Source organism: Enterococcus sp. BWR-S5 (assembly GCF_016745255.1).
In the GTDB taxonomy this organism is placed as follows: Bacteria; Bacillota; Bacilli; order Lactobacillales; family Enterococcaceae; genus Enterococcus_L.
Map to the genome: position 1 here is coordinate 14129 of NZ_JADOEQ010000002.1, position 21982 is coordinate 36110.

Genomic DNA, 21982 nt, shown 5'->3' on the forward strand with positions numbered 1-21982 from the left:
GTAATCGCTTTTCTTCTATTCGTCAAGAACAGAAGAAAATAAAAAACTGAGATCATTGACCTCAGCTAAAATATATAAATGAAACAAATAGATAAAGAGATGTAAAGCCTCAGCATTTTTATGAATCAGATGCCTGGTTCAGCCGATGAACCTCTGCCAGCTCTTCTTCTGTAAACGCACGGTTCTTATAATAATATTGTAAATCCGTGTCATTAATTTCTCGAATGACCTTACAGGGGTTGCCCACCGCAACTGAATTGGCGGGAATGCTTTTGTTCACGATACTGCCGGCACCAATGACACTATTTTTCCCAATGGTTACACCAGGACAAATCGTTGTATTTGCACCTATCCAGCAATTTTCTTCAATAACAACCGGATCACCATACATCAAGCGTCGATGGTCGGGATGTATCGGGTGTCCAACTGTCGCAATGGTAACTCCCGGTCCAAAAGCAACTTTATTACCAATAGTGATTTTGGCATCATCAATAAAGTTGCACCCCATATTCAAGTAACACTCTTCCCCAAGTTCAATATTACTGCCGTAGCAAAAATAGAACGGCGGCTCAATCCATGCCTTCACTTCTCTGCCAAAAATTTCCTCCAGCAATCGAAATCTCTTTTCCAACTCATCAGGCATCGTTTGATTAAACTGCATCATTCTTTTTTTCGCCTGTAGCCGTTCCTCCGGTAATCCTTCACAATCATCCAGAAATAATTTTCCAGCGGCAATTCGTTCCCTCATAGTCATTAGTATCGATTCCTCCAAATTCTTTTAATTTTTTATTTACTCATTACCTTATCACTTCTTAATCCTCTTACCATTTTTTAAAACGGTTTCATTAAGTATAAAAGAAAAATGAGCTGTCGTCACCCTTTTCTATAGCAGTTGGCTCATGCTACCCCTTTTATTCTTTGCTGGCCATTACAACATCTACTTGCTTCAAACAATTGGCTAAATTAAACTATAAAAAAGGAGTGGTCAAATGAAGGTCGTTCGCATCGAATACCCTACAACACTGGACAAGATTGAAGATACCACAAATGATAACATTGATGTATTTGTAACGCTGGATGACGATTTTACCTATGTGATTGAAGTCGCAACAATCAAAAACATTGCCGAGCTGATGGAAGACGGCTTTTTGGGTAGTCGCTGCCCGTTTATTATTGTTGATGAGCTGAGGGAGGAGATAATCTGGAAAGCAATGGAGGAGCATGCTCAGGAGGATGCCTTCTGGTTGAAGATGAACGCCATGGCTCATACCTTTACTACAGATGAGCTGCAAATAAAGATAGACGAAGTAAAAGAATATCATAAGGAGTTAGATGAGCTTGAGCGAGTGGCGTTCGAGGAACGAGCACTCATAATTGCTGAAGCATTAGCTGGTATTGAAACGCTTGAATCCGGAGAACTTTTCACGTTGGAAACAGTCACTCCAAGCATAAATTGGAATGAGCTATATGAAAGTCAGCGTATCTTAGCGAATAAAACGATTGTCAGAAGAATTACTGAAGATGTGTATAAAGACTTCGAGGTAGTCAGATACCTTAGCGAATTCATTCCTGAATATAGAAAGAAATAGAGAAAAAAATGGACAGGTAAACTCACTTGATTTTCAAGCCCCTACCTGTCTATTTGATCTGCCTGTAAAATAAAATTACAGCTTTTTGAACTAGCTTGTGCTTCCAAAGCTATCACATAGATCGCAGCTTCTTTTTGATTTGCTCTTCCAACAAATCGAAATAGCTCTCCATAACCGCCTGACACACCAAGTAATCAATTAATTCTTCATTGGAAATATACTCCACGATAGCTTTCATATGCTTTTTCGAGGTTTGGGTAAGGTTTCGTTCACAATATTTTTCATAGCTTCTGATGACCGTCTCACAGATTGCCTCGCTCTTACTGCTTCTTTCTGAAATTGTCTGGATAACTTCTTTATGGTTCATGATTGGTTTCCTCCTTAAATAGTAGATATATCTCTCGTCAATTCTTCGCCTAAAAACCGATTCTTTCTATAAAGCTTTCTTCTTTCTTATCACCAATTTCAAAATTGATTGAGCTTTCCTTCTCATCTTGCTCTTTAACATTCTCGGTCAAATATTCTTTTAGCCCTTCTTTATCGATTGAACTTTCTACTACCTGAGATGCTGCGCCTAAACAGATAAATGCTCCTACGATTGCTGCGATTGTTTTTGTTTTCATGATGATTTCCTCTTTTCATAAGTTTTAGTTGTTTTGATTCTTCCTATTCCTGTTAAGCGTTAGAAGCCAACCCATTCTAAAAAGCTGCGCTCTTCCTTATCTCCGATTTCAAAATTGATTGAGCTGTCCTTTTCATCTTGCTCTTTAACATTCTCGGTCAAATATTCTTTTAGCCCTTCTTTGTCAATTGAACTTTCTACTGTCTGAGATGCGATACTTAAGCAGATAAATGCTCCTACGATTGCTGCGATTGTTTTTGTTTTCATGATGATTTCCTCTTTTCTTAAGTTTTAGTTGTTTTGATTTTTCCTATTCCTGTTAACCGTTAGAAGCCAACCCATTCTAAGAAGCTGCGTTCTTCCTTATCTCCGATTTCAAAATTGATTGAGCTGTCCTTTTCATCTTGCTCTTTAACATTCTCTGTCAAATATTCCTTTAGTCCTTCTTTGTCGATTGAATGTTCTACTACCTGAGATGCTGCACCTAAACAGATAACGGCTCCTACGATTGCTGCGATTGTTTTTGTTTTCATGATGATTTCCTCTTTTCTTTTATAATTTAAGCTTTCTTATTTCGTTTGATATGTCTTATAAAGGGCATTTTTGATTTGATTTGTTCCTTCATCAAGTCGAAAAAGTTTTCCATTACCGCTTGGCACGTTAGGTTATCAATCAACGTCTCATTTGATAAATGACCGATAATTGCTTTCATATGCTTTCGTGAGGTACGGGTAAGGTTGTCCTCGCAATATTTTTCATAACCCTTGATGATTTGTTGACAGGTTAAAAAGTCACTGTTGCTTCTTTCTGCGATTGCTTGAACTACTTCTGTATGATTCATAATTAATCTCCTCTTCATTTGACCGACCGTCGGTCATTTTTAGTTTATTTTTTAAACCCAACTACTGTTGAGTTTAATTGGCAAATACTGACATGATTTTAGCTTCCGCCATTTTTCTATCTATTTTTTCTGTAATTCCAATCACCCTAAAGATGATATCAATAAAAGACTGAATTCTTCTTTTCATTGTCTCTTCATCCGGTGTCATCATCCGTTCATCCAATAAAGTTTGAATTCCCGCAATTAAGAATTGGATAGCTTCTAAAGGAAATGGTGTTTGGAATTCTCCTTTTTTGTTTCCTTCTTCAATAATCTCAGCTAGTATTGGACAAATATGTTGTAATGTTCCTTCCATTGCCCGCTGCTTCATCAAAGCATTTTCTACGTTGGGAAATTGCTCGATCATATCGCTTTTCTCGTCATTCTCATTAGGAAGCTGGGCTAGTAGATATTGGATAATTTTATCTAATGCACTAAGTTCGGTGTTTGCTGCGATTTCTCTGGCAATGACCATATCTTGCTCGATGACTCTCATTACGACAGCCTCCATCACTTCTTCCTTGGATTTGAAATAGTGATAAAAGGTTCCTTTCGCTATGCCGATAGCTTTAAGAATATCGTTGATTGTTGTCTTGTCGTATCCTTTAGAGAGGAACAAGCTTTTCGCTGTATCTAATATCTCTGTTTTTCTTTCATCGTGTTCCTTCACAGTTCTCATGTTTGACCTCCTCTCTTTTATCGACCGACCGTCGGTCTTATTATGTCTTTATAATATACTCCTTCTATATTTTTGTCAACATCTTTTTTGAACTTTTTTATTTTTCTACTCTCTATATGATTTCATGACCTAAAAACAAGAGTCTGGGACAAAAATAGTTTCCCAGACTCTTAGTGTATCCATATCCGAATAAACGGTGGGACAGAAGCAACTTCTTCGACAATAAGCCGAAATTTAGCAAAAATTTGTAATACAATTTTCGTAAATTCCGTCTTATTGCTTGAAGCTAACCGCTTCTGTTCCAACCTCTTTACTATGTCGAGTGCTTCATTAAGCGATTGATATGGACACCTAGATAAACGATTTCTTCATCAGGAATGGTTGCATGATATACCTTTTCGATATATTCCTTAACCTTTGTCGCAGTTTCCATTGCTGATGGATACAATGTCCACATTTGTCGATACAGCTCTCCCTCTGTATCTTCAAGCAGTCCATCAGAATAATATCTTTCAACAAAGAAACGGACATGGGTGATAAATCGAGTGTAGTGAATCGAATTCGTATCGATTTCCTTTTGAATCGAATAGCGAACCATGTTGACGATTCCACCAATCATCTTCGCATATTTAAAGCCATTGCCATTTTCTGTATCCTCTGATTGTGCATTAATTAGATGGAAAGCAATATTACTCGCTTCTTCCTTCGGTAATTCAATCGCATATTTCTCATTAAGCAGCTCTAATGCTCGCTGTCCTACTTGAAACTCCTGCGGATAGTAGCTTTTGATTTCCCAATATAAGCGGTTGGCTACTGTCAGACCTTGCTGTGCGCGTTCCACTGCAAAATGTAAATGATCTGTCAAGGTAAGATAGAGGTTGCTGTTGAGCTTCTTCCCCAACTGAGCTTCCGCTTCTGTAATGATGTCTCTGGTGACTTCAAAAAATTCAAAAGGAATCTCTCCCACCAGTTCAACAATTTGAACTGATTTCTGTTCCTCAACTTCAAGAAAAATCTTATCTACCTGCTCATCCGGAATCTGGTCACCGATTTTTTTACCAAATCCGATGCCCTTCCCCAAAGCAATCATTTCTTTGCCATTATTTTCAACAAGAACAACACTGGAGTTCAAAACCTTTTTTATTGAAATCACCTGTCATCCTCCCCTTACCTTCTACTCATATAGTGATGCACCATTGGTCGTAATTACTTTTTGATACCAGAAGAAAGAATCCTTCCTCATCCGATCATAAGTACCGTTGCCCTCATCGTCAGCATCTACATAGATGAATCCGTAACGCTTAGACATTTGTGACGTTCCGGCACTGACTAAATCAATAGGTCCCCAACTAGTATAGCCAATTAGATTGACACCTTCATCAATCGCTTCTTTCATTTGCTTGAAGTGCTCTTCAAAATACTTCATACGGTACGTATCGTGAATTTTTCCTTCTTCGATTTTATCTACTGCGCCCATACCATTTTCAACAATCATCAATGGTAAATTGTAGCGATCATATAACTCAATCAAAGATATTTTCAGCCCTTTTGGATCTATCTGCCAGCCCCACTCTGTCGAAGGAAGGTATGGATTCTTAACCCCCAACACTGTATTTCCCGGTGTTCTTTCAGCATCTGGATTCCCTGACTCCGCCATAGACATATAGTAACTGAAAGATACAAAATCAACCGTATGCTCTTTAAGAATAACTAAATCTTCCTCTGTCATATCCAAATGAATGCCACGGTTTTTCAAGTCCTTCAAAATCATTTGAGGATAAACACCTTTAACCTGTACATCCGCGTAAAAATTGTTTTCCAAATTTTTCTTCAGGGTCAATTCTACATCAATCGGTGCACAAGTCAATGGATACGTCATCAGTTTCGTCAGCATACAGCCAACCTGACTACCTGGAATTTTTTCATGAGCTGACTTGGTAACTAAAGCACTTGCTACAAATTGATGGTGCAATGCTTGATACACATCTTGTTCAAGCTGGCCCTCTTTGCTCTTATCAGGAATAATTCCAGCTGTTGTAAATGGATGGCGGTGAATACTATCAATTTCATTAAATGTCAGCCAATACTTCACGTATTCTCCAAAGCGATCATAGCAAACATCTGCAAAACGAACAAAATCGTCAATTACCTTGCGTTCCACCCAGCCATTGTATTTCAAACTCAGAAATACCGGCATCTCATAATGTGAAAGTGTTACGATTGGCTCGATATTTAATCGTTTCATTTCCTTGAAGACTGCCTCATAAAAAGCGACACCCTTTTCATTCGGCTCCAACTCTTCACCTGTTGGAAAAAGTCTTGTCCATGCAATCGACAAGCGTAAGGTCTTAAAGCCCATTTCGGCAAACAATGCTAAATCCTCTTTATAACGATGATAAAAATCAATGCCGCGACGTTTAGGGTACCAGTCGTCACTCAAATCAGCAACAGCTTGCTCTACACTTTCCGTCGTCACGCCCATATGTGCTGCGTAATCTTTATTGTCTACATTTGGTTTGTAGGTAGCCATATCTGCGACAGAAAGGCCTTTTCCGTCGAGATTCCAACCGCCTTCTACCTGATTGGCAGCTACTGCGCCGCCCCATAAAAAGTTTTCCGGAAATGTATGTTTGTTCATGATAAGCCCCTTTTCTTCTTTGTGGAAACAACTCAAGTTGTTGACCTGTTTCTTCATTCTTGTAATTGAATACTCATTATCTATTTCTACTAATTTCTTTATTATTATATTGTCGCTACTGCCAGCAGGTCTGAGTCATTCGTCACTTCCTGTTCGATATTGAAAGAGCTGACATTAAATTGCTCTTGGTTGGTAACAACACAAATCACAGTTGGATCAAACCCTGCTTCGATAATTTTCTGCAAATCAAATTCGATTAGCTTCTGTCCTCGTTTGACATAATCGCCGGATTTTACAAAGGAAACAAACCCTGCGCCTTCCATTTGTACCGTATCGATTCCAATATGAAACAGCAATTCTGCCCCATTTTCCAGCTTCATCCCTACTGCGTGATTGGTCTCAAACAGCATCGTGATTTCACCGGACTCAGGAGCAACCAGCTCACCGATTTCAGGAACAATACCAACTCCTGCACCAACCATTCCGCTGGCAAATACTTCATCCTTCACTTCTGTCAATGGAATCACTTTTCCAATAACCGGACTAGATAATAGTTCCACACCAGCTGCTTTTTCCAACTCAACAGCTTCTTTCGTTGTCTCTTCTACTTTTTTATCTTTGAACAATACTAAAACAGCGATAAACGCTACTACAAAGGATAGTCCTAATGTTGCGAAGGCCCAAATCAAATTCATTGAGTTTTCCTTGTCTGCAAACATTGTAATACTTGCCAGTCCAGGACCAACTAAAGCAAAGGCTTTGATAGCCATAACCCCAGCAAAGCCGCCGCCAATCAGGCTGGCTCCCATAACGCCATATAATACTCGTTTATTTAAGATTGTTACACCATACAACGCCGGTTCTGTAATCCCGAACATCGCAGAAATACCTGCTGAAATCGCTGTTGAACGTAATTTTTTATCCTTGGTCTTGATACTTACCGCAAAACACGCACCTGATTCTGCGATATTATGTGCCAGAGAAGCCGGTAAATACAGCAACTCCATACCTAACTCACTCATAGAAGATACCGCATAAGGAATCATTGCTTTGTGCATTCCTGTTACAACCATCAATGGCAAGATTGCTGCCAGTATGGCTGTTGCCAACCAACCGAATTGATTATACAATGCGACAATTGCGGAAGAGAAAACTGTTCCGACATTATAGCCCAATGGACCTAAAATCAACAACGCAACGGGTACTGTAATCAACAAGCTCATCATTGGAACGAAAAAGATTCGAATCGACTTAAGCGAGAACCTTGTAAATAGCTTTTCCATTTGCGCATAGAATAATACAGTCAAAATTGCCGGAAATACTTGAGACGCATAGGCAATGTTTTCGATATTGAAGGACATAAAGGCTGCACCTTCTGCCAGCATGGCAGTCATACCAGGCAGAATCAATGCACCAACAGCTGACACAGCTACCAACTGATTGACCTTTAATTTATTCGCTGTTGTCATTGCAACCAGAATCGGTAGGAAGTACAATGGTGCACCACCAATTAAGTCAAGAATCTGATAAGTCTGACTTTGGTCGCTCATCACACCTGATATCGAAGCCAGCATCAGCAAGGATTTCAATATTCCACCGCCGGCAATGGCTGGGACTAACGGCTGGAACACAGAAATAACAAAATCAAGAATAATTGCACCAATTTTTTGCTTTTCCTTTGGCTGATTGCCGTTATCGTTCAGTTCACCTAACATTTTTCTCACTTCGTCATAGACTTCAACCACATCATTTCCGATGATGACCTGACACTGGACATTTTGCCTTACGCCCATAACACCATCTATTGCTTCAAGCTTTTCAATATTCGCCTTACTCTTGTCCTTCAATGTAAAGCGCAAGCGCGTGGAACAGTGCTCCAGATGAGAAACATTTTCTTTCCCGCCGACCTGCAAAACAACTTGTTCAGCTATTTCTTTATAATTCATTTTATTATCCTCTTTTCCTTATCGATTTCACTTGTATTCTCTCGGCCGAAAAAAATACAAAAAGACAGGACTTAAATAAATCGACATTCCATATCTACACAAATAAGATATAGAATAACAACTTATTTAGGTCCTGCCTGCACTACCAGTCACATGCCTGTCTATTTGAGTGTATTCTATCACAGAAAAATGAAACCGTAAACATAAAAATAAAATTTTCTCAAAATTCTATCAAAACTAACAAGATAAACAGTGTGACAATCCCCTATGATTCACCTTACAAAGCTGTTAGTCTCAGCTCAGACCAAAGATGGATTTCATCTTAACAGTTTCATTGTATGATTACTTCGAAAGGATGATTGCTATGAAAAAAACATTAACTGGTTTAGGAATTTTTGCTGTTATCTCAGGTATCTTAATCTTTGGAATTAATTTTGCTATGAACAAATATATGGAAGAAAATTACGGTGGCCCCAGCTATTACACGAAAATAGATAATGATCCTGTTGCCAGCGGTATTGCTGACGGCACACAATTCTATGAGTACGATCAAGTTTCCTATGATGAAAAGGGCGTTGAAAAGACAGTCCACTTAAAAGAATACCGCCAAAAGCCTTTAAGAAAATCCGCCTATCTAAAAATGGTCGTTAACGATGAAAAGGGCGTCACCTCGTGGGAAGAAGTGAATGAAAAGGATTTGCCAAATGCTGTAAAAGAAAAATTAGCCTAGAGGAGGAAAGTACATGCTGACTATGATAATGGATATACTGACAAGCTTTATCGAATCAATGGTTCATCTTTTTATGAGCTTTTTGATTATTCCTTTTGAGGTATTTAGCGATATGTTGAATACATTATTCAGTTAAATGGAGCAAGCTCAGTTGCAACTATTGGAAAGATGTCAATAGTCGCAATTGAGCTTTTTCTTTTATTTTCTAACTCTTTATATAAGTAACCTCGTTCAATGGATAAAAAAATCTTTTTTTGTAACTTTTCTGCAGAAATAAAAAAAACAAATGTCATTGAATCTATTATATAATTATATCCAACAAAAGGAGGAAAAAAATGAAAAAGAAATTGTTTTTTGGGGTTTTATTGAGTAGCTTATTTACAAGTTTAGCTTTTGGGAACAGCGTGCAGGTTCATGCTACGTTTCCGAATGACACAGAGAAAGGCTTAATCTCCGTACAAGAACACGATGCAATCAAAGCATTTTCACCAGTCGAAACACAGGCAGTTTCCAAGTGGGACCCTCAGCAAAATCTTCTAGTTGTGTTAGTAGAATTTGAAGATGTCGCACTTTCTTCTGATGAAGAAGACTGGTATAACAAATTTTTTGGTGATGAAAAATCCTTAAAAGCCTATTATCAAGAACAAACTGGAGGTTTCATTAACATTACCCCTGCCAATGAAACCTATGGAAAAAATAACGGAATTGTAAAGGTAAAAGTCAATCAGAAACACCCAAATGCTGGGCAAAGTGTGAGCGTCTGGCCAACAATGGAAAATGTGCTGAATCAGGCAGATTCATATATTAACTTCGCTGAGTATGATACCAAGCCTGGGATTACTAATGCTGTCACACAAGATGAATTACACGTTATGGCGATTTTTGCGGGTAAAGAACTAAGCCGGAAAAACGATAGTGTGAACATTCCCGCCGTTTGGGGACACAAAGGAGATTTTGGACAATGGACTCTCACTGAAGATGGAAAATACATTCTTGACTATACCGTATTTGGTGAAAAGATGTTTTTCGACAATCAAGGGACTCTATCAACTTTAGGCGTGATTGCTCATGAGTTTGGGCACGACTTAAAACTTCCTGATTTGTATAATACAACTTACAATGGCTTAGGATTAGGCTATGGGAGCCTTATGGCTTGGGGTGGTAACAATAATCTTCCAGGAGAATATAATGGTGAGACACCTACAGGCTTCTCTGCTTATTCGAAACAGTTATTGGGACTTCCTGTAGAAACCGTTGATATTAGTAAAGAAGATCAGATTTATACTGTCAAAACCATCACAAACGATAGCGATAACCCGACTGTTTTAAGAATCAATACTGACAATCCTAAAGAATACTTTTTAATTGAGAATCGGCAATTTGAAGGATTCGATAAAGGAATGTACCGACCTCAAATTTATTCAGGCGGTATCGCTATTTATAAAGTCAATACAGCTTTTAGCGGAAACCACAGTGTTGGCAAACAGATGGTTACACTTCTGGAAGCAGAACAAAATATCGTCGGCTATTCAAAAATGGATGCCTATGAGCCTTGGTTTGGCGATCCATTTTATTATGTAGGGACCGGTCGAAACAAACAACCGCAGGCTACAATGGTCAATGGTTCAACCAATCCATCGACTAAGCTGGTGGACGGCAGTATTCCAGATTTTTCTATTGAGGTACTCGACGCCCCCGCTTCAACCATGCGCGTGAAGATTAGTAAAAACCGATCAGTTGAATCCATCGCGTTTGATTATGAGTCAAAGGAATTGGAAGTGGGTCAGACATTTGATGCAATTCCGACTTTTACTCCAAAAAATGCCACAAATCAGGCAGTTAGTTGGAAAACTTCGGATAAGTCATTGGCTTCGGTTGACGCGAATGGAACGATTACTGCTTTAAAAGAAGGCAAAGTGACCATCACTGCGACCACTCAGGATGGACAAAAAACAGCAGACTTCCAACTGACAGTGGTAAGAGCAAAAATTACGATTGAAGATATTATCGTCGAGCAGCAAATCCATGTTCCGCTAAATGAAGAAGTTGTCATCCCTGTCACATTAGTACCTGGAAATGCCTATAAAGAAGATTTGATATGGACAGTTAGTGATTCAAGCATAGCTGTTGTAGATGCAAATGGTACTTTATCTGGAAAAAAATATGGTCAAACGAAGCTAACTATCTCAACAACTGATGGAAAAATAGCAAAAGAAGTCATTATTCTTGTTGGAGATGACCATGGAAATTCAGGTATAGCACCTACACTACTTGAAGTTGGACAGAAAACTCATTTCCGAACAGATTACTTAAATGACTACGACTGCTTCTCGTTTACAGCACCAGAAGAAGGCTATTACGCTATCAAAGTTACAACAACAAACAAAGTTAATGATCAAGTGGCCGGTCTATGGATGAATGGTGCTACTTGGACAAATGATGAACAAACAGAGTTTTGGAGCGTTGGTAAATACAAAGCCGGAGAAACAAACCGGAAGAATATCGCAACATCAGCCAGCCATACACAATGTCCGCCTATAGGAACGGAAGGAGATATTGAGGTAGTGAAGCTGCCGGGAAACGTTGAAATCACTGCAACGGCGACCGAGCTGCGATTGAATGAAGGAGAAAGCAAACCGTCTCCTATCTCTGTTGAGGTTCCAAAAGAATTGCCGGGTGCCTATCTGACATTCACTTCAAGAAATCCAGAAGTTGCCACTGTCGACAGTCAAGGAAATGTGACTGCAAAGGCGAAAGGACAAACATGGATTGACGTCGCATCCAAGTTCCATCCATATAATCGGACAACTATCACTATCACCGTGGGAGACGATCATGGAAATTCAGGTACGGCAGCGACACTACTAAACGTAGGGCAAAAAACTCATTTCCGAACAGATTACTTGAATGACTACGATTGCTTCTCATTTACAGCACCCGAAGAAGGCTACTATGCTATCAAAGTTACAACAACGAACAAAGTTAATAATCAAGTAGCCGGTCTATGGATGAATGGTGCCACTTGGACAAATGATGAACAAACAGAATTTTGGAGTGTTGGTAAATACGCAGCTGGGGAAACGAATCGAAAGAATATTGCTACATTAGCCAGCCATACACAATGTCCACCTATAGGGACAGAAGGGGATATCGAGGTAGTGAAGCTGCCGGGAACTGTTGAAATCACTGCAACAGCAAAAGAGCTTCGGCTAAATGAAGGCGAAAGCCAGGCAGCTCCTATATCCGTTGAAGTTCCAAAAGAATTACCAGAGGCCTATCTAACATTTACTTCAAGAAATCCAGAGGTTGCCACTGTCGACAGTCAAGGAAATGTGACCGCAAAGGCGAAAGGACAAACATGGATTGACATCGTATCCAAATTTAATCCAGCTAATCGCATAATTATCACTATCACTGTGGGAGACGATCATGGAAATTCAGGTACAGCAGCTACACTACTTGAAATCGGGCAAAAAATACCGTTTCGAACAGATTACTTGAATGACTACGACTGCTTCTCGTTTACAGCTCCGGAAGAAGGTTACTACGCTGTCAAAGTTACAACAACGAACAAAGTTAATAATCAAGTAGCAGGCTTATGGATGAATGGTGCTACCTGGACAAATGATGCAAAAACAGAGTTTTGGAGCATCGGTAAATACGCCGCCGGGGAGACGAATCGAAAGAATATTGCTACATCAGCCAGCCATACACAATGTCCGCCTATAGGGACGGAAGGGGACATTGAGGTAGTGAAGCTGCCCGGAACTGTTGAAATCACAGCGACTGCAAAAGAATTGCGACTAACAGAAGGCGAAAGCCAACCATTTCCAATGACTGTAGACATTCCGGAGGAACTGCCAACCGCGGGACTAATATTTACCTCAAGTAATCCAGAGATTGCTAGTGTAGACAGCCAAGGAAATGTATTCGCTCAGTCAACTGGGCAAACATATATCGATGTCATATCCAAGTTTAATCCAACAAAAAGATTTATTATTACCGTCACAATCGCTTAGTATGTTCTATGCACTAACACTCCTAATGAAAATGAACTGCTTTATTACGCATGAAGCTGGTAACTATGATTATGTAGATTAATCAGGTAGCAATAAAAATAATGCGTATGACTACCGCTTCACTGATATAAAAGATGTCTTGAGTGAAGAAAAAATACTTTTAGTCTGAGCTCCTTTCTTTTTAAAACAGAATAAATAATTAAAACAGATTAGTTCATTTTTTTTGATAGGTTATTAGGAAAGAAGACAGGACAACGATTGAAAAAATAATCGTTGTCCTGTCTTCAGTTATTGACCTAGCGAATTGCATCATGGATTACCAGCACTTGCTTAAAACCGAATAAGTAACAGTTCAATCTAATACAAATATAACCCCTGTAATTTCTCAATCCCTGCTTCCGTCATCTCTAATGCTTGAATAGCGTAGTTTTCCATCGTACCATAGGTCTCCTCCATTGCTTGAAAGGCACTATCAAGGTACTCTGCTTTTGTGTGCTGTAACGAAGCCAGATAGTCCAAAACAAAAGAATCATCTGTATATTGTTTGTATATCGCCATCCGTTTTTCATTTCTTGGATGATTATATTGCTCAGTCAAAAAGTAATCGGCATAGATGGTTGCCTTATCAACACCCAGCAATCCTAGAATGATGGCGGCAGCCCAGCCAGTGCGGTCTTTTCCTCCCTGACAATGAAACAAATCAGGAACTTCCCCTCTTAGCAAAACCTGTAAGAAATCGATATAGGCTTTCTGCGCTTTTTCAGAAAGAACCAGCTCCCGCATTTGACCGACCATCTGCTGCTGCATCTGAATCAGCTTCTCTTGTCCTTCTTTTGTTTTCGACAGCTCAACCAGCTTTTCAACCTTCTGCTTATCCTTATTTGATGTATTGGAAGGCGTCTCACTTGCCTTCCGAGCTACTAACGCATGCGGATCAAAATTGTAGTGATACTTCTCACCCACAGTGATATCTGGATTTAATTCGATTTCCGCTGGAGAACGCAGGTCGATGACCGACGAAATCTTCATGTTCTTGAGGTATGTCCAGTCAGCACTAGCTAAGTGATCCGGCGCATCTGAACGATAAATTAAGCCCCATTTTGTCATTCGTCCATCAACTGTCAGGTATCCCCCAAGATCCCGACAGTTGTATAGCCCTGTAATTGGAAGCCGACGCTCAGCCCCCAGGTAGATCACCTCGTCTATTACTGTTTTATAAAATATCCTTTTCATTTTCTGTTCAGGTACAGGACCTGATACACCCTTTTTGAATGGATAAAGCTTCTCCCTTATTTCATGCTCCTCATCAGGCTCACTAGTGATATATACAGGCAGCTCACCTGTAAAATCTGTCTTCAAATCTAAAAATAATTCATCATTTTCTCTATATACTTCAATTGGTTTCATCATAATTACAGTGTACCTTGCTCAGTCTCTAAATCAACTGTTTTTTCAGCTTCTTCAAGTACCGCTTCTTCTTGCGCTGATTCCTGAAGATCCAGCTTTTTCATGAATGGCAGGTATAAAAGAACCACTGCGACAAACTGTATCAGCTGAACAACCAAACCTTGCCAGCCTCCTGCCATAAAGCCGGTCAGAAATGTCGGCAGATTACGTGGAACACTCAGACTGGTGATTGGCAGAAAACCGATGATTGTCGCGACATAAGCAATTCCGATACACAATGGTGCTGCCAAGGTTAACGGGATAAACAGAACAGGATTCAGTATCTGTGGAATACCAAATTTCATTGGCTCCGTGATACCGAAAACACTTGGTACAATCGACACTTTTCCGATTGATTTAAATTTCTCACTGCGACATACAAAGATTAGAATCACTGCTAATGCCAACGCGCGCGGTCCTTTATACGCATCTAAGAAAAAGGAGTTGATGACATTCTGTGCAGTTTCACCAGCCGCAACAGCTTCCATATTTGCATACGCCTGAGAGGCATAAAGGACAGTGATAATAGATGCGGTCACATTGCTTCCGTGAATACCGAACCACCATAGCAGCTCTGACAAGAACATAATGAACAATGCCGACCAGATTGTGCCCCCTAAGGTTTGTAGCGGCGCCTGTAAAATTGTATAGATAAAGTCATGGACATTTCCATATGACGTGTTGGAGAATAATAGACTGATAATAATTGCCAGAACAAATAAAATCGCTGCCGGTACAATTGCCTCGAAGGTCTTAGAAATAAATGGCGGAACACTGTCAGGCATCTTTGGCGAAAGCTTCATATCAGAAAGCTTTGCAAAGGCCCATGTAATAAAAATAGCGACAATCATACCGACAAAAATACCTTTTGACCCTAAGTACCCCAGCTCAATTGCCTGTACAGGCTTTTCAGCACCAACATCAAAATTAGTGATTGGTGTGACGATTAAAAAGCTGGCGACAGATAAAATCATGGATGCCGGTACATCACTTTTGATTTCTCTTGCTAAAACATAGGACATCCCTAACACAATATAAAGGGCAATAAAATTACTGGTGATCGTTGTACCAATCGTACAAGCTTGATTGATAATATCCGGAAGATTCGGAATCATCTGTACTACCATCAATAGACTACCGACAATCGTGATTGGCAATGTCAGCATCATCCCATTTGCCACGGTTTTGATAATCAGATTATTTGAGAATTTGACAATCATTTTATTCAACTTTGGTCCGAATGAACTTTTTTCTTTTGCCATGTTTACACTCCTTTTTTAGTTGTTCTCGATGACTGACTGTGCAATTTTAAACACTTTCTCACCATTCATCATGCCGTAATCCATCATGTCAATCACTTCGATTGGAATACTTGGATATTTCTGCTGTACCTCTTCCTTTTGAAAACCAATTTGCGGTCCTAAAAGAATAACGTCTGTCCCAGCAACGTAATCCTCCAGCTCGCTTAGTCCATAGGCTTCGATATCAGCTTCAATCGCTGCTTTTGCTGCATACTCCTTCATCCGATTCACTAACATCCCTGTTGACATGCCACCTGCACAGGCCAATATAATTTTCATACCTTTTCCTCCTTCATTAACCTTACACATTCCCGTAACTCCTTCAGTTCTCCATGAACTGCTGTAAACTCCTTTGCTAAATCGATTGTTGTTACCGCAGACATCAAGTGATCCTCCCCGTGAACCATAAAGAGCGTCAAATCAATCTGCTGCTTTTCGTCTGAAGCGACACTTAAAATCTTCGCATGTGTATGATGTGCTTCCTTTAGGTTCCTTTCCGCCTCAGCCATTAGACGATCACCTTCTGAAAATTCGCCCTGCTTTGATGCACGAATACTTTGCATCGCTAACGAACGAGCATTTCCGGCATAGACAATAATCTGCATCACTTCGTTTTCCATTTATTTCCTCCTCTCATCTCTACACTTTCTTATAAAGCAATTCTTGTGCCAACACACTAAAAACTAAAATAAATCTACCGCTGCCATTCTCCAGTCAATAATCTTTTTACTCTTTGTCCTCATAAGAATCGCTTTCTTATCAGCATTTCATCCCTAGTTGAAAACTTTTCAGTGGGAGTGTTCAATCCATTTTTTTCATTTCTCCGTACTTCAACTAAACGCAGCTTCGAAAGTGGGTTGTCAACGACACACTTCTCTGAAAAAGAAACACATGACTTTGACAGCCCGAAGAAAAACGCTTACAATCTAATTTATCAGAGCACACTAGGAGGAACAATCGTGGGAAGAAGCGATAGAATTTATACCTATATAAAAAATTTACCTGCGGGAACTGCCGTTTCCGCTCAGGAAATCGCCAGTCACTTACAGCTTGATCGAGCAAATGCAAGCAGTGACCTAAACGCATTGGTAAAACAAGACTTATTAACGAAAGAAGGCAGTCGTCCTGTTCGTTTTTCATTACCCAACCAGCCAAAGCAAAATGATGTTGATACATTTACTCAAAAAAATCCCAGCTTGAAAAACAGTATCGAACAAGCAAAAGCCGCCGTACTCTATCCACCACAACGTATGCATATTTTACTTAGCGGGCAGACTGGCGTTGGGAAAAGCATGTTCGCGGAAATCATCTATCGCTTTTCACAAGAAGAGGGCCGGATTGCCGGGAATGCCAAGCTGGTTACCTTCAATTGTGCCGATTACGCAAACAATCCACAGCTGATTCTCGGTCAGCTTTTTGGCGTCCGTGAAGGTGCGTATACAGGTGCGGTAGCCAGTAGAAGCGGACTGATTGAAGAGGCTGATGGCGGTATCCTCTTTTTAGACGAGATCCATCGGCTTAGCCCAGAGGCTCAGGAAATGTTATTCACTTTTATCGATAAAAAAGTATTCCATGCGCTCGGTGAGACTAGCTTTGACAGAACAGCTGATGTTCAGCTGATTTGTGCAACTACAGAAGATATAAGCTCAGCGCTTTTACAGACTTTTACTCGACGAATTCCCATGAAAATCCACCTACCTGCTTTAGACGAGCGTGGACTGAATGAACGATTGAATTTAATTAGCGGATTCTTTGACGATGAGGCTCATAACCTAAATAGAGATATAAAGGTATCCATGAATTCGTTGCGCAGCCTGTTGAGTTATAAGTGTCCAAGTAATATCGGCCAGCTAAAAACAGATGTCCAGCTGTTATGCGCGCAAGGCTATGCTCGTTCTCTTTCAGAAAAGCAACCTGCATTGACCATTACCAGCTATGATTTACCCGATACAATCAAGGAGGGGTTGTATTCTTCTGAAAAAAGAAGCGACTTGTGGAAGCTCACTTCCGCCTACCCAAGTCGCTTTATTGAGTTTCAAAAGGATCGGGAAAATCAACTTCCCTTCTCTGAAAATGACACACATGATATTTATCAGCTGATTGACCATAAAATCACGGATATGGAGAAAATTGGTTTAAATGCACAAGCCACAAAAGAAGTTGTTGATATGACGATTCAGGATTTCTTTCAAACTATAGGGACAGCAGCTACCACTAACGAGAGTGTCGTCAACCTTGTCGGAAATGAAGTATTCAGTACGGCTAAACGCTTTTTGACAGCTGCTGCAATGCATTCTGACAGCTACTCGGACAGTCTCCTTTCAGGCTTGGCAATCCACTTGCATAATTTACTGTCTCGTGTTAAAAACGGTCAGCGTATCATCAATCCAAAGCTTGAGGAAATCCAACACCAACATCCGCTCTATTACGAACTGGCGGAAAAGAATAAAAGTATCATCGAAGAAGAGTTGGCAATCCAGCTGCCTGATGATGAAATAGGCTTCTTGACTTTGTTTTTGGTTCCGCAAATTATTGATGAAGAAACCGCAAAGGTCAAAGTGTTGGTTGTTGCTCATGGGGAAGCAACTGCCTCCAGTATGGCAGACCTCGTAAATGAATTGCTGGGAAATCGTGCTGTCGTAGCATTTAACATGCCTCTTACCTGTAAACCTAAAAGTATGCTGATGGAAGTTGACGCTTATTTAAAACAAATCCAAAATAGTAATATTCTAATTTTATCCGACATGGGCTCTTTGACAAATTTCGCGGCGGAGCTTAAAAGAAGTACCGAAAAACAGGTCAAGTGTGTCGACCTTGTCAGTACGCTTCACGTGCTTGAAGCCAGTCGGAAAGCACAGCTGGGCTATACACTGGAGGAAATTTTTCTCGATATTAGAAAAATCACACACATCGATGAACAGCTCAAAACATCGCATACCATTGCTACTCAAAAGAAAAGCTTTATCCTTACAGCCTGTACGACAGGTAGCGGTTCTGCTCGACTGCTTAAAGAGCTTCTGAATAAACAGCTGAACCTCTATGATGACTATATAGAAATTCGCTCGTTTCAGATGACTGATGAAGTGATGCTTGAGAAAGAGTTGTCGAACATGAAGAAGCAAGGGGACATCCTTTGTTATGTAAGTACCTTTAATATCCCGACACTCCGCTGTCCGTATTTTAACGTTTCGCAAGCATTTAGTACAACGTCGCTGGAACGAATTCAGCAGCTGATTGATTTTGACTATACATCCACCTTAGCTATTCAGAATGTTGCACCAATGATCCAAACCTTAGATGGAACAATCCTGTTAGAAAATATCAAGAATTGGATTGTTTCCGTAGAGCGACAGTTGGCCTTGGAAATCACCTCCGAGATAAAAATTGGTTTGATGTGTCACCTTGCCAGTGTCATTGATAATTTAAAATTGGAGGGTACGCCCTTGACCGATCAGACGCTTTCTTTTGAAACGGCTCAAGAACAATCGCTTTATACGGAGCTTCGTTCTCTCGAAATGATTTATGGTATCACTTTTTCACAGGAAAATTTTGAGCACATCCTTGCATATGTCTTTAAACAGAAATTTTCTTTATAAGCTTTACAGGACCAAAAGCTGTTCCTCTACAAAAATCTAAATAAACAGCAAAAACACTCCTGAGACAGGTGCTCTCAGGAGTGTTTAATCTAATCTAAATTATTCAGCGCATAGGGCTGCAAAGTCCTCAATCGTTGCTTTGATATCCAATAGAGGATTACTTTTTATCACCTGCTCGACCAAATCAGCCGGGATACTCTCAAGACCATTCAAGCCGCCTAATATGCCGCCCAGCATTGAAGCAATCGTATCTGTATCACCACCGACATTCACGCTGGCATAAATTCCCTCCATGGTATGACCTTTTACACCGACCATCAACGAGAACACTGCAGGAATGGATTCTTGAACCAAAAAATTTGTTCCAACTTTATCACTGGTATCCTTTAGTAATTGCTCGAAATCTGCTGCCTGTTTCCCGATGCAGACCGCTTCTCGAATTTTATAACCGATATCTGGCCCTACAGAAATATGCTTATGCCGCTCTCCGTATTCTCGCCCCTGCTTCGCGCCCCAAAGAGCCGCCTCTATAACTGAATCCACACTTGCAGAAGCGTTCAATGCTTCCGTTGCACTGCAGCAAACCGCCGCTGCTGCAGAAATGGCATTACTGTTGAAGTGCGTAGGTTTACACATTGCAATCGTATATTCCAATGCTTTCTGCCAATTTCCTTTTGCCAGAATAGCTAACGGAATCGTCTTCATCGCACCGCCGTTAGTTGCAAAGCCACTGTAGTTAATCAGACCAAAAGGATCGATATCCGTTGGACGACCCGCTTTGATATTTTCTATCGCAGTTCTCGTTGTTGGACCAGCAAATTTGTCAAAGTAATAGTCATCTGCTCCCCACGCAACGATAGCCTCCTTTGCAACCTCTTCATTAAATTCTCCATGATGTGCAATGATTGCTTTCATCAAATAACAGGACATACTGAAATCATCCGTCACCGTTCCTGCTGGATAGTCTCTGGCAAAGGTATCTGGCGGTGCAGGTGTAAAGGTCTTTACGTACCCGCCAAAGGTATCAATGATTTGTTGTGTCGTTCTTAATTCAGTTGGTGCACCTAACGCATCGCCAAGTGCAGCACCATACAAGGCGCCATAGATAGTCGTTCTATTCACTACTCATCTGCTCCTTCATTTGATTTTGATTGTCCATTACCCGTAAGAAGATGTACCACATGATTGTTAAAATCACCAGCAGCACTAGCTGTAAGACAGCGCCCATCAGAGAATTCGTTACAATTGCTCCACTAATCACCAAGGGCATCGTATAGGGCAACACTACTCCCGTTGTATAAGGAACCAAGCCGACCGCCATGGAGAAATAGGAAATGACTGTCGTGATGATTGGCGTCAAAATTAACGGAATGAATAATAGTGGGTTCAACATGACAGGCAAACCAAAAATCAGTGGTTCATACACACCAAATATTCCAGGAGCTAAAGCGATTTTACCAAGGTCGCGCCAATCACTTCTTTTCTTAAAAAAGAACAGCAAGGAAATCAATATCGGAATCGATAAGTAACCGCCATTCAAAACAAAGAAATCTGTAAATTGTCCTGTTACGATATGAGGCAGCTCGGCACCATTTTGGAACGCCTCTAAGTTATCAAAGGACTGTGCATTCCAGATTGGCACCATCGCACTTCCAACAATTACATGACCGTGTAAACCAAAGAACCAGAAAAGATTAACCAACACTCCCACAATAATCGTTGCAGGAAGTGATGTTCCTAACGAAGTCAACGGCTTTTGTAGAATTTCATAAATCAGATTATTAAACGTTTCGAACGTTGTCCCTTCAAAAATCACACGAATCGCAAAGGCAGACAATAAGGCAATCGCAATCGGGATAAAGGAAAAGAAGGAATCTGATACTAGCTTCGGAACACTGCTGGGCATTTTTATCGTCCAATTATGCTGAATCGCAAAGCGATAAATCTCTGTTGAAAGAATCGAAACAATGATTGCTGTAAACATTCCCACTGCCCCAATTTCAGAAAGCGGAATAACACTGCCAATCATCTCACCGGACTCACTCACAACAGTATTCGGTGTTACCATGATAAATGACAGCAGCCCCACAATTGCACCATAAATCTGATTTACACCATAGTGCTTGGACAAGCTGTAACCAATTCCCGCAGAAACGATAAAGGAAATGACTCCCATCGTCAGAGAAAAGGTTGGTGAAACAAACTGTTGAAATTGCGTGACCTTACTATCTCCAATCAAATTAGATAAAAAAGGGAGATTCGCAATAGCTGTAAAAATAGAGCTGAAAATCGTGAATGGCAGAGAAATCAGAAATGCATCCTTGATAGCAACGAGGTACCTGTTTTTACTGAACACGTCCGCAAAAGGTAAAAGATATTTTTCCAAAAAAGCGGTAATCTTATTCATGGGTTTTCTCCTTAGTTTTTTTAGAAATCGATTTCATCTTTATTAAACCACCAAAACAAACTAGAGTCAACCAATTTTCATATTGGTACGTTCCAGTTCATTTTTATGGTTGTATGCTATAATAAAACT

Annotated in this window: 21 protein-coding genes; 5 read left to right on the forward strand and 16 right to left on the reverse strand. The window is 40.2% G+C overall.

The window, feature by feature from the left end:
* Positions 1-118 precede the first annotated feature (118 nt).
* The gene (locus IW510_RS02730) at positions 119-754 is read right to left on the reverse strand and encodes a sugar O-acetyltransferase (protein ID WP_202056628.1); all 636 of its coding nucleotides are present in this window, start codon (positions 752-754) and stop codon (positions 119-121) included.
* Between the two features lie 235 nt (positions 755-989).
* On the opposite strand from IW510_RS02730, the gene IW510_RS02735 reads away from it, so the two are divergent.
* On the forward strand, positions 990-1589 hold the full coding sequence (locus IW510_RS02735; protein ID WP_202056630.1) for a hypothetical protein: 600 nt from the start codon (positions 990-992) through the stop codon (positions 1587-1589).
* 112 nt (positions 1590-1701) lie between these two features.
* On the opposite strand, the gene IW510_RS02740 is transcribed toward IW510_RS02735, so the two are convergent.
* The 9 genes from IW510_RS02740 to IW510_RS02780 form a co-directional block, all read right to left on the reverse strand.
* A complete protein-coding gene (locus IW510_RS02740; RefSeq protein WP_202056633.1) occupies positions 1702-1956 on the reverse strand; it encodes a hypothetical protein in 255 nt (84 codons plus the stop codon).
* Positions 1957-2005: 49 nt separating this feature from the next.
* Entirely contained in the window at positions 2006-2212 is a 207-nt protein-coding gene (locus tag IW510_RS02745; RefSeq protein ID WP_202056634.1) for a hypothetical protein, read from the reverse strand.
* Between the two features lie 59 nt (positions 2213-2271).
* Positions 2272-2478 (reverse strand): hypothetical protein, encoded by a 207-nt coding sequence (locus tag IW510_RS02750; RefSeq protein WP_202056635.1) that lies wholly within the window; start codon positions 2476-2478, stop codon positions 2272-2274.
* 59 nt (positions 2479-2537) lie between these two features.
* A complete protein-coding gene (locus IW510_RS02755; protein WP_202056636.1) occupies positions 2538-2744 on the reverse strand; it encodes a hypothetical protein in 207 nt (68 codons plus the stop codon).
* A 26-nt stretch (positions 2745-2770) separates the two neighbouring features.
* A complete protein-coding gene (locus IW510_RS02760) occupies positions 2771-3052 on the reverse strand; it encodes a hypothetical protein (protein WP_202056637.1) in 282 nt (93 codons plus the stop codon).
* Between the two features lie 73 nt (positions 3053-3125).
* Entirely contained in the window at positions 3126-3770 is a 645-nt protein-coding gene (locus IW510_RS02765; protein ID WP_202056638.1) for a TetR/AcrR family transcriptional regulator, read from the reverse strand.
* A 313-nt stretch (positions 3771-4083) separates the two neighbouring features.
* Positions 4084-4923 carry a BglG family transcription antiterminator LicT gene (gene licT / locus IW510_RS02770; protein ID WP_202056641.1) on the reverse strand — a complete coding sequence of 280 codons (840 nt, stop codon included), beginning with the start codon at positions 4921-4923 and terminating at the stop codon, positions 4084-4086.
* 21 nt (positions 4924-4944) lie between these two features.
* On the reverse strand, positions 4945-6408 hold the full coding sequence (locus IW510_RS02775; RefSeq protein ID WP_202056642.1) for a glycoside hydrolase family 1 protein: 1464 nt from the start codon (positions 6406-6408) through the stop codon (positions 4945-4947).
* Positions 6409-6512: 104 nt separating this feature from the next.
* Positions 6513-8354 carry a beta-glucoside-specific PTS transporter subunit IIABC gene (locus IW510_RS02780; protein ID WP_202056649.1) on the reverse strand — a complete coding sequence of 614 codons (1842 nt, stop codon included), beginning with the start codon at positions 8352-8354 and terminating at the stop codon, positions 6513-6515.
* A gap of 364 nt (positions 8355-8718) precedes the next feature.
* Here IW510_RS02780 and IW510_RS02785 point away from each other — a divergent pair, with 364 nt between their 5' ends.
* The 3 genes from IW510_RS02785 (at position 8719) to IW510_RS02790 (ending at position 13103) form a co-directional block, all read left to right on the forward strand.
* Positions 8719-9084, forward strand: coding sequence for a YxeA family protein (locus IW510_RS02785; RefSeq protein ID WP_202056651.1), 366 nt, complete (start codon positions 8719-8721; stop codon positions 9082-9084).
* Positions 9085-9097: 13 nt separating this feature from the next.
* Complete coding sequence (locus tag IW510_RS21435) at positions 9098-9220, forward strand: hypothetical protein (protein WP_269091997.1); 123 nt, start codon at positions 9098-9100, stop codon at positions 9218-9220.
* Positions 9221-9419: 199 nt separating this feature from the next.
* Positions 9420-13103: an Ig-like domain-containing protein gene (locus IW510_RS02790; protein WP_202056660.1), complete on the forward strand. Its 3684-nt coding sequence runs from the start codon at positions 9420-9422 to the stop codon at positions 13101-13103.
* Between the two features lie 357 nt (positions 13104-13460).
* Here the strand turns inward: IW510_RS02790 and IW510_RS02795 are convergent, their stop codons facing one another.
* The 4 genes from IW510_RS02795 to IW510_RS02810 are packed head-to-tail and all read right to left on the reverse strand — an operon-like array spanning position 13461 to position 16470.
* Positions 13461-14513, reverse strand: a complete 1053-nt coding sequence (locus tag IW510_RS02795; RefSeq protein WP_202056662.1) for a tyrosine-protein phosphatase — start codon at positions 14511-14513, stop codon at positions 13461-13463.
* 2 nt (positions 14514-14515) lie between these two features.
* Complete coding sequence (locus IW510_RS02800; RefSeq protein WP_202056666.1) at positions 14516-15811, reverse strand: PTS sugar transporter subunit IIC; 1296 nt, start codon at positions 15809-15811, stop codon at positions 14516-14518.
* A 15-nt stretch (positions 15812-15826) separates the two neighbouring features.
* Entirely contained in the window at positions 15827-16129 is a 303-nt protein-coding gene (locus IW510_RS02805) for a PTS sugar transporter subunit IIB (RefSeq protein ID WP_202056668.1), read from the reverse strand.
* The gene (locus IW510_RS02810) at positions 16126-16470 is read right to left on the reverse strand and encodes a PTS lactose/cellobiose transporter subunit IIA (RefSeq protein WP_202056669.1); all 345 of its coding nucleotides are present in this window, start codon (positions 16468-16470) and stop codon (positions 16126-16128) included. The genes IW510_RS02805 and IW510_RS02810 overlap by 4 nt, the downstream gene beginning before the upstream one ends.
* A 339-nt stretch (positions 16471-16809) precedes the next feature.
* On the opposite strand from IW510_RS02810, the gene IW510_RS02815 reads away from it, so the two are divergent.
* A complete protein-coding gene (locus IW510_RS02815; protein ID WP_202056671.1) occupies positions 16810-19446 on the forward strand; it encodes a sigma-54-dependent transcriptional regulator in 2637 nt (878 codons plus the stop codon).
* A 99-nt stretch (positions 19447-19545) separates the two neighbouring features.
* Here the strand turns inward: IW510_RS02815 and IW510_RS02820 are convergent, their stop codons facing one another.
* Positions 19546-20568: an ADP-ribosylglycohydrolase family protein gene (locus IW510_RS02820; RefSeq protein ID WP_202056674.1), complete on the reverse strand. Its 1023-nt coding sequence runs from the start codon at positions 20566-20568 to the stop codon at positions 19546-19548.
* Positions 20561-21853 (reverse strand): PTS sugar transporter subunit IIC, encoded by a 1293-nt coding sequence (locus tag IW510_RS02825; protein ID WP_202056676.1) that lies wholly within the window; start codon positions 21851-21853, stop codon positions 20561-20563. The genes IW510_RS02820 and IW510_RS02825 overlap by 8 nt, the downstream gene beginning before the upstream one ends.
* Positions 21854-21982 lie beyond the last annotated feature (129 nt).

What these genes read in the sequence shown, in the direction of transcription:
- IW510_RS02730 (WP_202056628.1), bottom strand. Translation starts at nt 754, where the DNA reads ATGACTATGAGGGAACGAATTGCCGCTGGAAAATTATTTCTGGATGAT.
- IW510_RS02735 (WP_202056630.1), top strand. Translation starts at nt 990, where the DNA reads ATGAAGGTCGTTCGCATCGAATACCCTACAACACTGGACAAGATTGAA.
- IW510_RS02740 (WP_202056633.1), bottom strand. Translation starts at nt 1,956, where the DNA reads ATGAACCATAAAGAAGTTATCCAGACAATTTCAGAAAGAAGCAGTAAG.
- IW510_RS02745 (WP_202056634.1), bottom strand. Translation starts at nt 2,212, where the DNA reads ATGAAAACAAAAACAATCGCAGCAATCGTAGGAGCATTTATCTGTTTA.
- IW510_RS02750 (WP_202056635.1), bottom strand. Translation starts at nt 2,478, where the DNA reads ATGAAAACAAAAACAATCGCAGCAATCGTAGGAGCATTTATCTGCTTA.
- IW510_RS02755 (WP_202056636.1), bottom strand. Translation starts at nt 2,744, where the DNA reads ATGAAAACAAAAACAATCGCAGCAATCGTAGGAGCCGTTATCTGTTTA.
- IW510_RS02760 (WP_202056637.1), bottom strand. Translation starts at nt 3,052, where the DNA reads ATGAATCATACAGAAGTAGTTCAAGCAATCGCAGAAAGAAGCAACAGT.
- IW510_RS02765 (WP_202056638.1), bottom strand. Translation starts at nt 3,770, where the DNA reads ATGAGAACTGTGAAGGAACACGATGAAAGAAAAACAGAGATATTAGAT.
- IW510_RS02775 (WP_202056642.1), bottom strand. Translation starts at nt 6,408, where the DNA reads ATGAACAAACATACATTTCCGGAAAACTTTTTATGGGGCGGCGCAGTA.
- IW510_RS02780 (WP_202056649.1), bottom strand. Translation starts at nt 8,354, where the DNA reads ATGAATTATAAAGAAATAGCTGAACAAGTTGTTTTGCAGGTCGGCGGG.
- IW510_RS02785 (WP_202056651.1), top strand. Translation starts at nt 8,719, where the DNA reads ATGAAAAAAACATTAACTGGTTTAGGAATTTTTGCTGTTATCTCAGGT.
- IW510_RS21435 (WP_269091997.1), top strand. Translation starts at nt 9,098, where the DNA reads ATGCTGACTATGATAATGGATATACTGACAAGCTTTATCGAATCAATG.
- IW510_RS02790 (WP_202056660.1), top strand. Translation starts at nt 9,420, where the DNA reads ATGAAAAAGAAATTGTTTTTTGGGGTTTTATTGAGTAGCTTATTTACA.
- IW510_RS02795 (WP_202056662.1), bottom strand. Translation starts at nt 14,513, where the DNA reads ATGATGAAACCAATTGAAGTATATAGAGAAAATGATGAATTATTTTTA.
- IW510_RS02800 (WP_202056666.1), bottom strand. Translation starts at nt 15,811, where the DNA reads ATGGCAAAAGAAAAAAGTTCATTCGGACCAAAGTTGAATAAAATGATT.
- IW510_RS02805 (WP_202056668.1), bottom strand. Translation starts at nt 16,129, where the DNA reads ATGAAAATTATATTGGCCTGTGCAGGTGGCATGTCAACAGGGATGTTA.
- IW510_RS02810 (WP_202056669.1), bottom strand. Translation starts at nt 16,470, where the DNA reads ATGGAAAACGAAGTGATGCAGATTATTGTCTATGCCGGAAATGCTCGT.
- IW510_RS02825 (WP_202056676.1), bottom strand. Translation starts at nt 21,853, where the DNA reads ATGAATAAGATTACCGCTTTTTTGGAAAAATATCTTTTACCTTTTGCG.